The organism is Rahnella woolbedingensis, assembly GCF_003602095.1.
Taxonomy (GTDB): Bacteria; Pseudomonadota; Gammaproteobacteria; order Enterobacterales; family Enterobacteriaceae; genus Rahnella; species Rahnella woolbedingensis.
The window spans coordinates 57,849-72,119 of the sequence record NZ_RAHH01000022.1; the positions used below are offsets into that span (position 1 = coordinate 57,849).

At 51.8% G+C, this 14,271-nt stretch carries 10 protein-coding genes; 2 read left to right on the plus strand and 8 right to left on the minus strand.

Translation table 11 applies throughout. The annotated features are described in order from the left end of the window. Position 1: 1 nt before the first annotated feature. From D6C13_RS17820 to tkt, 6 genes are all read right to left on the minus strand, one after another. Positions 2–1,084, minus strand: coding sequence for a LacI family DNA-binding transcriptional regulator (locus D6C13_RS17820; RefSeq protein WP_120134039.1), 1,083 nt, complete (start codon positions 1,082–1,084; stop codon positions 2–4). Positions 1,085–1,106: 22 nt separating this feature from the next. Further along, positions 1,107–1,487 (minus strand): lysozyme inhibitor LprI family protein, encoded by a 381-nt coding sequence (locus D6C13_RS17825; RefSeq protein WP_120134040.1) that lies wholly within the window; start codon positions 1,485–1,487, stop codon positions 1,107–1,109. Between the two features lie 133 nt (positions 1,488–1,620). Further along, positions 1,621–2,700, minus strand: a complete 1,080-nt coding sequence (gene fbaA, locus D6C13_RS17830) for a class II fructose-bisphosphate aldolase (protein WP_056773197.1) — start codon at positions 2,698–2,700, stop codon at positions 1,621–1,623. A gap of 126 nt (positions 2,701–2,826) precedes the next feature. Further along, positions 2,827–3,993: a phosphoglycerate kinase gene (gene pgk / locus D6C13_RS17835; protein ID WP_120134041.1), complete on the minus strand. Its 1,167-nt coding sequence runs from the start codon at positions 3,991–3,993 to the stop codon at positions 2,827–2,829. 72 nt (positions 3,994–4,065) lie between these two features. Continuing rightward, complete coding sequence (epd, locus tag D6C13_RS17840) at positions 4,066–5,082, minus strand: erythrose-4-phosphate dehydrogenase (protein ID WP_120134042.1); 1,017 nt, start codon at positions 5,080–5,082, stop codon at positions 4,066–4,068. A gap of 495 nt (positions 5,083–5,577) precedes the next feature. Further along, on the minus strand, positions 5,578–7,572 hold the full coding sequence (gene tkt / locus D6C13_RS17845; protein ID WP_120134043.1) for a transketolase: 1,995 nt from the start codon (positions 7,570–7,572) through the stop codon (positions 5,578–5,580). A gap of 248 nt (positions 7,573–7,820) precedes the next feature. Here tkt and loiP (D6C13_RS17850) point away from each other — a divergent pair, with 248 nt between their 5' ends. Next, positions 7,821–8,573 (plus strand): metalloprotease LoiP, encoded by a 753-nt coding sequence (gene loiP / locus D6C13_RS17850; RefSeq protein WP_120134044.1) that lies wholly within the window; start codon positions 7,821–7,823, stop codon positions 8,571–8,573. Positions 8,574–8,769: 196 nt separating this feature from the next. Further along, positions 8,770–9,528: a metalloprotease LoiP gene (gene loiP, locus D6C13_RS17855; protein ID WP_120134045.1), complete on the plus strand. Its 759-nt coding sequence runs from the start codon at positions 8,770–8,772 to the stop codon at positions 9,526–9,528. Positions 9,529–9,576: 48 nt separating this feature from the next. On the opposite strand, the gene D6C13_RS17860 is transcribed toward loiP (D6C13_RS17855), so the two are convergent. Both D6C13_RS17860 and speA read right to left on the minus strand, forming a co-directional pair. Further along, entirely contained in the window at positions 9,577–11,058 is a 1,482-nt protein-coding gene (locus D6C13_RS17860; protein WP_120134046.1) for an efflux transporter outer membrane subunit, read from the minus strand. A 374-nt stretch (positions 11,059–11,432) separates the two neighbouring features. Then, on the minus strand, positions 11,433–13,412 hold the full coding sequence (gene speA / locus D6C13_RS17865) for a biosynthetic arginine decarboxylase (RefSeq protein ID WP_120134047.1): 1,980 nt from the start codon (positions 13,410–13,412) through the stop codon (positions 11,433–11,435). Between the last annotated feature and the right edge of the window lie 859 nt (positions 13,413–14,271).

A 14,271-nucleotide genomic window follows, 5' to 3' on the forward strand; every position in this document is an offset into this window, starting at 1 on the left:
ATCACAGCGCGCTGAGCTGACGCGCAATGCGGATCAGTTCCTGAGATAAGGTTTCCTGCGACACATTTTCTGCGCCTGGTCTGGCCGTTGTGTGACGCTCCACCAGGGACGTGGGCAGCAACAGCGAGTCGCCAGGGTGATCGCCGTGATGATGCAGATGATCGACCAGCCGGTTGATGCTCTCGTGACCGAGCTGGCGGAAATCCTGCTTGATGGTGGTCAGCGGCGGGAAGAAAAACGCGCTGTCTTCGGTATCGTCATAGCCAATCACCGAGATTTGCTCCGGCACACGCAGGCCAAACTCATGGACAGCCCGTAGCACGCCCAGCGCCATCTGGTCATTGGCCACCAGGATCGCCGTAGGCCGCACTGCCTCGCTAAGTAACAACAACGCCTGCTGGTAACCGGACGCAGCGCTCCAGTCGCCGTGCTGAACCGCACAGGGCGTAATATCACGCGTCGCCAGGGTATTAAGCCAGCCTTCATAGCGTAAGCGCGCAGAGATGGATTCCAGCGGGCCGGTCAGCACCGCGATTTGCTGATGTCCGAGCGCCAGCAAATGTTCCACACCCTGCTGTGCCCCGCAGTGCGGATCGAACAGAATTTTGAAGACGTCAGCCTGCGGATCCACATCCAGAAACAGCGCCGGTAAATTGCCACAAAGCTGCGCAATTGCGCCAGCATCCTCATTCGACAGCGGCACGTTAATCAGCACGCCATCCACCCGCTGCGACATCAGCTCGTTCACCGCCGTGCGGCAGGCGGCCAGACTCAGATTATCAATCATCGAAATCACGACGTTGAAACCTAACTGATTGGCGCGGGTTTTCATCGCCGATGCGATTTGCGAAGGCGCATGCAGCGCCAGTTCGGTGGTCGCCAGTCCGAGGGTGTAGCTCTGTTTACCTGCCAGTTGCTGGGCAACCCGGTTGGGCACGTAGTTAAGCGCAGCCATCGCCTGCTCGACTTTATTGCGCGTTCTGACCGACACGTGCGCCGCCTGATTCAGCACGCGCGAGACGGTCTGATAGGACACACCGGCGTGGCGCGCAACATCATCAAGGGTGACAGATTTTGGCTTCATGGCTCTACCTTCAGACTTCATGTTATGGACAGCTTAAATCGCCTTCTTCGCAATGCAGAATGTCATTAATTTCTTTGGTGCGCTGCTCGGTTTTCAGTTGCAGACAGCCGGAATAAATCATCGGCTGAACTGAGCCCCCGTCAACGCCGGAAGACATAAACGCGCAGTCGTTATCACGAAATGCAATCCAGCTGCGCTGGGCGGCTTTGAATTTGGTTTGCTGCTCCGGCGAAAGTTGCGCCATTTTTTGTTTGTAGGCCTGATTTAACAACGTATCGCTGCGCTTGAAATCCTGTCCGGCACAAATGTTCATATCAATCTGCGTCGTGGCATTTTTACAATCAATTTCAGCAGCATGGACAAAGGGTGTCAGGGCAAATAACGCGAACAAGGCTATACGCATAATTTTCTCCGCCAGTGGCGTTTCCGTTAACAGAACTGACATTGTGACGATAAAACGGGCAATAAAAAAGGGGCCGAAGCCCCTTTGACGATGATCCTCACATTCCGGTGGTCAAGCACCGGAAGGATAAGAATTACAGTACGTCGATTGCGTTCAGTTCTTTGAATGCCAGTTCCAGGCGAGTCACCATGGAAGACTGAGCAGAACGCAGCCATACGCGCGGGTCATAGAATTTCTTGTTAGGTTTGTCCGCGCCTTCCGGGTTACCCAACTGACCTTGCAGGTAAGCTTCGTTTTTCTTGTAGAACTGCAGGATGCCGTCCCAGTTAGCCCACTGGGTGTCGGTATCGATGTTCATTTTGATAACACCGTAGCCTACAGATTCTTTGATTTCTGCTGCAGTAGAACCGGAACCGCCGTGGAATACGAAGTTCAGGCTGTTGTGTGGCAGGTTGTGTTTCTTGCAAACGTATTCCTGAGAATCACGCAGGATCGTTGGAGTCAGTTTAACGTTACCTGGTTTGTAGACACCATGTACGTTACCGAATGACGCAGCGATAGTGAAACGCGGGCTGATGGCGTTCAGTTTTTCGTATGCGTAATCAACGTCTTGTGGCTGAGTATACAGTGCTGATGCGTCCATATGGCTGTTGTCCACGCCATCTTCTTCACCGCCGGTGCAACCCAGTTCGATTTCCAGAGTCATGTCGAGTTTTGCCATGCGAGCTAAGTACTTGCTGCAAATTTCGATGTTTTCTTCCAGAGATTCTTCAGACAGGTCGATCATGTGTGAAGAGAACAGTGGCTTACCGGTTTTAGCGAAGTGAGCTTCACCCGCGTCCAGCAGACCGTCGATCCATGGCAGCAGTTTTTTCGCGCAGTGGTCGGTGTGCAGGATAACTGGCACGCCGTAATGTTCTGCCATCTGGTGCACGTGGTGCGCGCCAGAGATTGCGCCCAGAATTGCCGCGCCTTGTGGCACGTCAGTTTTCAGGCCTTTACCCGCGATGAACGCAGCGCCACCGTTAGAGAACTGAACGATAACCGGTGAACGGACTTTCGCAGCCGCTTCGAGAACGGCGTTGATAGAGTCGGTGCCTACGCAGTTAACCGCTGGCAGAGCAAATTTGTTTTCTTTAGCAATAGCGAAAACTTTCTGTACATCATCACCAGTGATAACGCCTGGTTTTACGAAATCAAAAATTTTAGACATAGTTCTTTGTCCTGTATTCGTCGGCCGTAGATGGATTGAATCGGTTTGCTATGTCGCGCGAGTTCCACTGTGCAGCCCCTCGCGCGGCAAAGAAGAACAGGAAGCCGCTGGCTCCCCGCTCAGGGTTCATGACTTCTTAGCACGCTCTTCCAGCATCACAACCGCTGGCAGTGCTTTCCCTTCAACGAATTCCAGGAATGCGCCACCGCCAGTAGAGATATAGGAAATTTTGTCAGCGATACCGAACAGGTCGATCGCTGCAAGAGTGTCGCCGCCGCCTGCGATAGAGAAACCTTCGCTGTCAGCAATAGCCTGCGCCACAATCTCGGTCCCTTTACGGAAATTAGGGAACTCGAACACGCCTACAGGACCATTCCACAGAATGGTTTTAGCGTTTTTAATGATCTCAGCCAGGCGATATGCAGACTCGTCGCCCATGTCGAGAATTTGTTCGTCATCTTTGATGTCTTTAACAGACTTCACAGTGGCAGTTGCAGTTTCAGAGAACTCAGTCGCCACGCGAACATCTGTAGGAACAGGAATGTCGCAGGTTTCCAGCAATTTGCTTGCGGTGCCTACCAGGTCTGCTTCGTACAGGGATTTACCGACGTTGTTGCCTTGAGCAGCCACGAAGGTGTTCGCAATACCACCGCCAACGATCAGCTGGTCAGCGATTTTGGACAGGGAATCCAGAACGGTCAGTTTGGTAGAAACTTTAGAACCACCCACGATAGCAACCATCGGACGAGCCGGGTTACCCAGAGCTTTACCCAGTGCTTCCAGTTCTGCTGACAGCAGCGGACCCGCACAAGCGATTGGAGCAAATTTGCCCACGCCGTGAGTAGAAGCCTGCGCGCGGTGCGCAGTACCGAATGCATCCATCACATAGATGTCACACAGGGCAGCGTATTTTTTGGACAGGGCTTCGTCGTCTTTCTTTTCGCCTTTGTTGAAGCGAACGTTTTCCAGAACAACCAGCTCGCCTTCGGCAACTTCAACGCCATCCAGATAGTCTTTAGCCAGACGTACAGGAGAAGACAGTTTGTCTTTCAGGTAGTTAACAACAGGCAGCAGAGAAAACTCTTCGTTATATTCGCCTTCAGTCGGACGACCCAGATGCGAGGTAACCATCACGCGTGCGCCTTGTTTCAGGGCAATTTCGATGGTTGGCAAAGAAGCGCGGATACGTGCATCTGAAGTTACTTTGCCATCTTTTACTGGCACGTTCAGATCGGCACGGATCAGTACGCGTTTACCCGCTAAATCCAGATCGCTCATCTTAATAACAGACATGGTGAATCCTCTCGTTGATTCTCTTTAAAGTTGCTTGAAGGCAATTTCGGCCAGAAGGCCGGAACAGCCGTACTAGAAACCGCTAGCGGACATTGCCAATGTTGTATCCAACATTCGGTTGGCAAAACCCCACTCGTTATCGCACCAGACCAGTGTTTTTATCAGGTGCTTTCCACTTACCCGCGTCTGCGTTCCATCTACGATGGCGCTGTGGGGATCGTGGTTAAAATCTGTCGAGACTAATGGTAGTTCGGTATAGTCAACTATACCACGAAAAGCACCTGTTGCGGCCTTTTGCAGCAGCTGGTTCACCTCGTCTACCGTCACAGAACCCTCGACAAATACGCTCAGATCAATGGCTGTGACATTGATTGTCGGCACGCGCACCGAGATCGCTTCAAAGCGATCGCAAAATTTTGGCATGATGCGCGTGATCCCTGCGGCGAGTTTGGTATCGACCGGAATAATGGACTGGCTGGCAGCGCGCGTACGGCGTAAATCCGCATGGTACGCATCGATAACCGGCTGGTCATTCATCGAAGAGTGGATGGTCGTTACCGTGCCAGACTCAATGCCGAAGGCATCGTCGAGCAGTTTGATCACAGGGATAATACAGTTGGTGGTGCAGGACGCATTGGACACAATGCGGTGCTGGCGTTCGAGCAGATCGTGGTTCACACCGTAAACCACGGTGGCGTCAAGATCATGACCACCCGGGTGCGCGAACAGAATTTTTTTGGCTCCGACTGCAAGCTGTGCTTCACCGTCTTCGCGACTGCCATAAACGCCGGTGCAATCGAGTACCACGTCAATGCTCAGTTCGCCCCAGGGCAACTGGCTGGCATCGGGCTGATGGAGTAAACGGATGGAGTCATCGCCGACGTAAAGGTTTTCACCTTCCTGGCGGACATCCCAGGCGAAGCGCCCGTGGCTGGAGTCGTATTTAAGCAGATGGGCCATGCCTTCAGGGCTGGCAATTTCATTGATGGCAATGACGGAGATTTCCGCCCGACGCCCGGATTCGTATAACGCGCGCAATACGCTACGGCCAATGCGACCAAAGCCATTAATTGCAATACGTATTGGCATACATCTCCCTGTTACACGGTTGTTACTCAATATCAGTAACACCTATAGTAATGCAGCGTGCGTTTACGGTGAATCACCATCGTCATCTGTCAGCACAATGCGTGCGGCAGAAAAACTTCAGTTTCCGGCACGATAACAACCTGGTGAGGATGTTAAGCTCAAATAGCCCGACTGAAACGGTTCAGCTGAGAATAAACCAAACGGTCAACAAAAGGAATAATTCGTCAGTCTCAGGCGCATTAATCGCGCCAAACGCTTAAAAAAACATCAGTCAATTCTGTCTATTCACAGTGATTTTACTTTTCCATCACCTTTTCGACAGTGATTATTCTCAAAAACCGACGCAATGAAACAGTGTCAGGATGCAGGGAGTTTAGCTGAGTCCGCGCCTGAAGGGTTTGACCTGCGTCATTTCGCGCGAAACTGAGAACCTGCGCATGAAATTGCAGACGAAAAAAAAGCACCCGAAGGTGCTTTTGATTTCAAAAAGTCAGATTACTTCAGTAACGCCTGTGCCTGGGCAACCACGTTATCCACAGTGAAACCGAACTCTTTGAACAGCAGGTCTGCCGGAGCAGATTCGCCGAAGCTGTGCATACCGACGATTGCGCCGTTCAGGCCAACGTATTTGAACCAGTAGTCAGCGATACCCGCTTCCACGGCAACACGTGCAGAAACGGCTTTCGGCAGTACGGATTCACGGTAAGCCGCGTCCTGTTTGTCGAAGGCGTCAGTGGAAGGCATGGAAACCACACGCACTTTAGTGCCCGCAGCAGCCAGTTTATCAGCCGCTTCCACGGTGATACCCACTTCGGAACCGGTCGCGATCAGGATCACTTCCGGCGTACCGTCGCAATCTTTCAGCACATAACCACCGCGCGCCACGTTTGCCAGTTGCTCAGCGGTACGTGGTTGCTGGGTCAGGTTCTGACGGGAGAAGATCAGGGTAACCGGGCCATCGTTACGCTCAATCGCGTATTTCCATGCCACAGCAGATTCAACCTGATCCGCAGGACGCCAGGTGCTCATGTTTGGCGTAACGCGCAGGCTGGCGATTTGCTCAACAGGCTGGTGCGTCGGGCCGTCTTCGCCCAGACCGATAGAGTCATGGGTGTACACGAACACGTTGCGGATTTTCATCAGTGCGGCCATACGCACGGCGTTACGCGCGTATTCCACGAACATCAGGAAGGTGGCAGAGTACGGCAGGAAACCGCCGTGCAGCGCGATACCGTTGGTGATCGCCGTCATGCCAAATTCACGCACGCCGTAATGGATATAGTTACCCGCCTGATCGTCGCCGATAGACTTAGAACCAGACCACATAGTCAGGTTGCTTGGTGCCAGGTCAGCGGAGCCGCCCAGGAATTCAGGCAACACTTTACCGAAGGCTTCCAGTGCATTCTGGGACGCTTTACGGCTGGCGATGTTCGCCGGATTAGCCTGCAGCTGTTCGATGAATTTCTGTGCATCGGTTTCCCAGTTCGCTGGCAGCTCGCCGTTCACACGACGTTTGAACTCTTTTGCCAGTTCAGGGTGCGCTTTAGCGTAAGCATCGAACTTGTCGTTCCATGCAGCTTCTTTCGCTTTGCCGGCTTCTTTAGCATCCCACTGAGCATAGATATCTTGCGGGATTTCAAACGCAGCGTATTTCCAGCCCAGTGCTTCGCGAGTTGCAGCGACTTCAGCCGCACCCAGCGCCGCGCCGTGTACATCATGAGTACCGGCTTTGTTCGGCGAACCGAAACCGATTACCGTTTTGCACATCAGCAGGGAGGGCTTATCGGTCACTTTATGTGCTTCTTCGATAGCCGCTTTTATGGCGTCAGGATTGTGACCATCAACTCCGCTCACGACGTGCCAGCCGTAAGCTTCGAAACGCTTAGCCGTATCATCGGTGAACCAGCCTTCTACGTGGCCGTCGATGGAGATACCGTTGTCATCATAAAACGCGGTCAGTTTGCCGAGCTTCATGGTACCGGCCAGAGAACACACTTCGTGAGAAATGCCTTCCATCATGCAGCCGTCGCCCAGGAATGTATAAGTCTGGTGATCGACGATGTCATGGCCTGGTTTGTTGAACTGCGCAGCCAGCGTACGTTCTGCAATAGCAAAACCGACGGCGTTCGCGATGCCCTGCCCCAGCGGCCCCGTGGTGGTTTCAACGCCTGGAGTGTAACCGTATTCAGGGTGACCCGGGGTTTTGGAATGCAGCTGGCGGAAATTTGCCAGTTCGCTCATCGGCAGATCATAGCCAGTGAGGTGCAACAGGCTGTAAATCAGCATTGAACCATGGCCGTTGGACAGCACGAAGCGGTCACGGTCAGCCCAGTGTGGGTTCGTCGGGTTATGGTTCAGGTAATCGCGCCACAGCACTTCGGCAATGTCTGCCATGCCCATAGGGGCACCAGGGTGGCCGGAATTCGCTTTCTGCACGGCATCCATACTAAGTGCGCGAATAGCGTTCGCAAGCTCTTTACGAGAGGACATGTTCTACTCCAGGTCGGATTAAAAAAGCAGTCAAGAAAGTCATTTTCTCAGACTCAGCATTAAAACGGCAATCTCTAATCACTCTCGTGATTAAGTTCACAAAATCCGCTTTTAAATCAGTGCGTTTTTTCGGACTTACACTATAGATCGGGTGCTGCGAAAAACCTATCTTAACGCTATCCTTACAGTCAGGGTCTTTTTGTGACTGCTTTTCCACCTTTGCTTATCTTCTCTGGGAATCTGAACTGATGAAATTTCGTCCTGTTATGTTGAGTCTTTTTGCCGCGTCGCTGGTCAGCGGCTGTGCAACCGTCAATACCGATACTTTAATGCAGTCCGGCGCTCAGGCTTATCAGGCGTATACGCTCAGCGATGCTGACGTCAAAACGCTGAGTGTGCAGTCTTGTGAAGAAATGGATAAAAAAGCACAGATTGCTCCCGACGACAGTGAATATGCACAGCGCCTGAAGAAGATTTCGGCGGCGCTGGGCGATAACATCAACGGCACGCCCGCCAACTACAAGGTGTATCTGACCAAAGACGTCAATGCCTGGGCGATGGCCAACGGCTGTATCCGCGTTTACAGCGGGCTGATGGATATGATGAACGACAATGAAGTCGAAGGCGTGCTCGGCCATGAAATGGGTCACGTCGCGCTGGGCCATACCCGTAAAGCCATGCAGGTGGCTTACAGCACCACGGCGGCGCGTTCTGCGATTTCATCACTCGGCGGTGTCAGCGCCACTCTGTCGCAATCACAGCTGGCGGATCTGGGTGAGAAATACGTGAACGCGCAGTTCTCGCAGAAACAGGAATCTGAAGCCGATGATTACTCTTTTGATTTGCTGAAGAAACGCGGCATTGATCCTACCGGTCTGGCGACAAGTTTTGAGAAGTTGGCAAAACTGGATCAGGGAAGCAGCATCGGCTGGTTTGACGATCATCCTTCTTCCGAAGCCCGCGCTCAACATATTCGCGATCGCATAGCTTCCGGAAAGTAATCATTTCACGGGATGCGTTATTTTCTCATCCCGTTTTAAATCCAAAATCTTCTATTTTTTCTTTAACTTTCTGATTAATAGAAATTAGCCATCACTAAATCTGAAAATAACATCACCGCCGTGCTTTTCCTCGCTTCCTAAATCCGATTGGTTATTCTTCCTCAGCATTTAATTTAACTATTAAGGAAGATGGATTATGAATTTTCGTTTAACTTCAATTGCATTAGGCGTGGCGGTATTATTAAGCGGCTGTCAGAACGGCGCATTAAATACTGACGCGATGATGCGATCTGGCTCAGATGCTTACAAAGCGGCTACGCTGACGGATCAGGATGTCATCAATATGACTGACGGAGCCTGTAAGGCGATGGATGGCGAATCTCAGATTGCCTCATCAAAAAGCAAATACACCAAGCGTCTGAATAAGATTGCCAAAAACCTCGGCAATAATATCAATGGCACACCGGCGAATTATAAAGTTTATATCACCAGCGATGTTAACGCCTGGGCGATGGCCAACGGTTGTATCCGCGTTTACAGCGGGCTGATGGACATGATGACAGATGATGAAGTGGAAGGCGTTCTGGGTCATGAAATGGGTCACGTTGCCCTCGGTCACACCAAAAAAGCCATGCAGGTCGCTTACAGCGCCTCTGCCGCGCACAATGCTGCGGGCGCAGCCGGTGGCATTGCAGGACAACTTTCCAGTACGCAGTTGGCTGATCTGGGTGAAGACCTGATCAACGCTCAGTTCTCGCAGAAACAGGAATCTGACGCAGATGATTATTCCTATGACCTGCTGAAAAAACGGGGTCTGCCAACCAAAGGTTTAGTCACGGCCTTTGAGAAACTGGCGAAAATGAGCGGTGGCAGCGAGAAGAGTTTATTCAGCTCGCATCCGCCATCTCAGGAACGCGCCGACCATATCAAACAGCGTATTGCAGCTAACAAATAAAGTCAGATATCAGACTCAGGGCGCAAAAATTATGCGCCCTGTTTTATATCAGCCGTGATGCAGAGAATCTGTATTCTCTGCCCGATACCCGCCTCCCAGCGCGCGCGTCAGACGTACATCCGCACTGATCCATTCGCCCTGCAACTGAATTTGTTTGGCCTGTTCCTCAAGCAAAGGCAGTTTCGCTTTTGCCACTTCTGCACCACTATAAATACCGACATCAAACCGCTGCGTGGCCAGGGTGAAAATGTGCTCACGTCCTTGCACCACGGTGTTCTGCTGCGCATTCTCATCCGCCAGAGCCTGTACCTGACTGGCGTTTTTGACCACTTCACTTACTGCGTCGACAACGGCTTTGTTATAGGAAGCGATGCTCAGATTACTGTTCGCGCGCACGATGCCCAGATTCGCATTCAGTCTGCCGCTGTCGAAAATCGGCAGCGTCAGCCCGGCCGTTAACCCCATCTGCTGAGCAGAACCGCGGAACAAATCACTCATATGCAGTGCATCGTTTTGCAGGAATCCCATCAGGTTAATGGTCGGATAAAACGCCGCATGGGCAGCGTCGACTTCACTCAGTGACGCATCGATATACCAGTGTGCGGCCTGTAAATCAGGACGACGAGCCAGCAATTCATACCCCAAAGACGGCGGCAGATTTTGCTGCATGGCAGGGAGCGCCACAGGACGGAGCGCTATCGCATGCGATTTCAGCCCCAACATCGCCTGAAGTGATGTCTGTAATATCCGAATTTGCCCGTCCGACGCCTCAATCTGCTGGTCAATTTTCGCCAGATTGATTTGGCTGCCGGTATCATTATCCGAAGGCGTCACACCTTCGGCATACAGCTGTTTGTTGGTCAGGGCGATCACACTTTCCTGTTCGCGCAAATCCAGCAGCATCTGATGCAGTGCCATATCCGCCTGCAGATCCCAGAAAATCTCTACGACAGCGGACGATACCAGCAGGCGGGCTTCGGCCAGCTCAGCTTGTTTCGCCTGCGCGACACCGAGTGCCGACTGAATTTCTGCGCGGTTTTTACCCCACAAATCAAGTTCATAACTGCCCTGCAAACCGAATGTCCCGTTGGTATACCACGGCCCGGTGGTGCCGGCAGCGGGATCATCAAGAGCAAATGGCCCCATCACGCCTTCGGATGACATTTTTTGCCGTTCAACATCGGCCCCAAAATTCACCTGCGGGCCGTCATTGGCTTCGCCCATTTTAACCTGCGCTTTTGCCAGTTCGACACGTTGCTGTACCACCGCAATCGTCGGAGAATCTTTGAGAGCCTGCGCCACCAGCTGATTTAATTGCGGATTATGGTATTTCTGCCACCAGTCTGAACCCGGCCAGTGCTGCATGGCAGCTTGCGGAATTTGCGGTGTACGCAACTGCGCCACATCAGTCACGGGAAGTGCAGGTTTTTCATCATGCTTCCAGGCGCAACCGCCGAGAGAAATGAATAATGAGAATAAAATAACCGGAAAGATTATTTTATTTGTATAAAAATCATGGATGAATTTCATTTAAATTATTCGCTGAATAGATGAAACACGAGAGAAACTGGGTATGAAAGGAAGACAGAATAAGGTATCGAAAGATTAATTAATTATGAAACAGTGCGGACGCTTGTTATTTGCAGGGTAATTATTTTAGGTGTCAGATTTTATAATGGAAATGAATAATCAATATTTATTATGTTTAAAATTAAATTAATTCATAAAATATATAAAACAAGGGGCGAGTTCTTTTCACGGCATGTCTTTCTGCTTGTTCACCGGAACCGTTAACTACGGAAAACGTGGATAAAAAAATCCCTTTCCGTCATCAGTACAACGAAAAGGGATTTTAAATTTAACGCGTTATCTCCGGTTTACTTTGAAACGGGAGATGCCTGTCCTTATTCGTCTTCCAGATAGGTGTAACCGTATAAACCGGCTTCAAATTCTTCGACAAACTGCGCCTGCAACTCAGCATCCAGATCGGTTTCTTTCACCTGATCGCGGAAACGGGCCAGCAGCACATTCGGATCCAGTTGCACGTATTCCAGCATGTCAGCGACGGTATCGCCTTCGTCAGACTGCTGCACTTCGATGCTGCCGTCAGGGAAGACAAACACGTCGACCGCCGCCGTATCACCGAACAGGTTATGCATGTTACCCAGGATTTCCTGGTACGCGCCGACCATAAAGAAGCCCAGCACTGGCGGATTCTCAGGGTCGTACGGCGGCATTGGCATGGTGGTCGCCACGCCGTCACCATCGATGTAGTGATCGATAGTGCCGTCGGAATCACAGGTGATATCGAGCAGAACTGCCCGACCTACCGGTGGCTTATCCAGACCTTCCAGCGGCAGAACCGGGAACAGCTGATCGATACCCCACGCATCCGGCATTGACTGGAACAGCGAGAAGTTGACGTACAGTTTGTCCGCCATACGCTCCTGCAATTCGTCGATGATCGGACGGTGCGCACGGTTACTCGGATCCAGCTGATCCTGAATTTTATTGCAGATATTCAGGTAGATGTCTTCTGCCCAGGCACGCTGCGTCAGATCCAGAATACCGTGTGCATATTGCGAATGGACATCGTGCAGATCCATCTGACAGTCATGCAGCCATTCACGCAGTGAGCGGCGATTTTCCGGATCGTGCATTTCATTCCAGGTATCCCACATGCTGCCGAGTGCGCGCGGTGCGTCATTTTCAGGCGCAACCGGCTCTTTAAACTCGTTGCGTTCAACGCCAATCACGTTGGATACCAGCACGGTATGGTGCGCGGTCACGGCGCGACCTGACTCGGTGATCACCGTCGGGTGTGGCAGGCCATGCTCATTACAGGCATCGCCGATACCCCAGATGACGTTGTTGGCATATTCGTTCAGGCCGTAGTTCACCGAGCAGTCAGACTGCGAACGGGTGCCTTCGTAATCCACACCCAAGCCGCCGCCGACGTCGAAGCACTGAATGTTGACGCCCAGCTTGTGCAGTTCGACGTAGAAACGCGCAGATTCACGTACACCTGTTGAGATATCGCGGATATTTGCCAGCTGAGAACCCAGATGGAAGTGCAGCAGTTGCAGGCTTTCCAGACGCCCGGCTTCTCGCAGCATTTCGACCAGTTGCAGAACCTGAGATGCCGCCAGACCGAATTTGGATTTCTCGCCACCGCTTGACTGCCATTTACCTGAACCCTGCGAAGAAAGACGCGCACGCACGCCCAGACGCGGGATCACGTTCAGACGTTCGGCTTCTTCCAGCACCAGTTTAATCTCAGTCATCTTCTCGATAACCAGATATACCTTGTGGCCGAGTTTCTCGCCAATCAGCGCCAGACGGATATATTCACGGTCTTTGTAGCCATTACAAACGATCACGGAACGGGTCATCCCGGCGTGCGCCAGAACGGCCATCAGCTCAGCTTTCGAACCGGCTTCCAGACCCAGCGGTTCACCGGATTCCACCAGTGATTCAATCACGCGGCGGTGCTGGTTGACCTTAATCGGATAAACCAGAAAGTAGTCACCCTCGTAGCCAAACGATTCGCGCGCACGTTTGAACGCAGCGTTAATCGAACGCAGACGGTGCTGCAAAATTTGTGGGAAACAGAACAATGCCGGCAGACGCTGACCGTCCTGCTCACGCATGTCTTTTACCAGTTGTGCCAGATCAACACGGGCAGAAGGCTCATCAGGATCCGGGCAAACACTGATGTGGCCCAGTTCGTTGACGTCAAAATAGTTGTTACCCCAATAGGCAACGTTGTAAGTGCGCAGCATCTTGCTGGCATCACGATCGTTCACGGCAACCTCCTGCATGGAGCGCAAAGAAACAGTATCGCCCGCGAGTGACGGACGGTGGGACTGGATGTCATCAGACATAGGTAAATCCTCTTTCTATACTGACAACATGGCCAGCCACTATCGCAGTAACAACAGGTGAGAACAACCCGTAAGGCTGGCTTTCAGACAGGATAAAACCCTGCGAGCCACAGCCACGGGACTGTTTTCCACTCATATCATTGTAAAACACGTTTTTAGACTCCGTGTAACGAGTCGGGAGAAATCAGGGGATGAATGCCCCAAGAGGTTGCAGGCTACATCAGTTATATGTCGGGATTGCGATGTTCACGCAAACCGGAGATTACTGAGTAGCGTACCGATGTCGGCGACTGACCTGTCTATAGTCAGGCTGTCTGAAACATCGCAGAGTTGACAGACGCTTTTCTGACTGAAGGTCTGAAAGAAGTGCTGCAGAACGCAATGAAGGCTGCAGGGGATGCTGTTGAACGGTTACAAACGGTAAAAAGTGGGTCATTAAACTAACCACCTCCACACGTGCCACGCATCACCCGCGGGCATTCGAGCTGAAAAACAGTAATTACTGGAATACGCTGCTTCTATAGGGACTACAGAAATGTGCATAGCGCGCGCCGTTTATACCGGCAACCCGCTGTAATTGCAAAATGAAAATGCAGTGCAAATAGTTTCCGGACGTGAATATCACTGCAATCCCGCACAATAACGCCATTTCCATCACAAAAATGACTGGCAATTGCGGCATCTGCTATCCTAAAATAGCCGTCCAGATGTTAATCCGTCCGCACGCTTGGGTGGATTGACGCGCAAACTGCTTCAAGGCTTTGCCTAATGGGGACATGCAGGACGCATTGCGACAATGACGAGCTCAGCTCCTCATCTGCCAGTCACCCCAGTGCTATGCAGTGATATCTAACCCGTC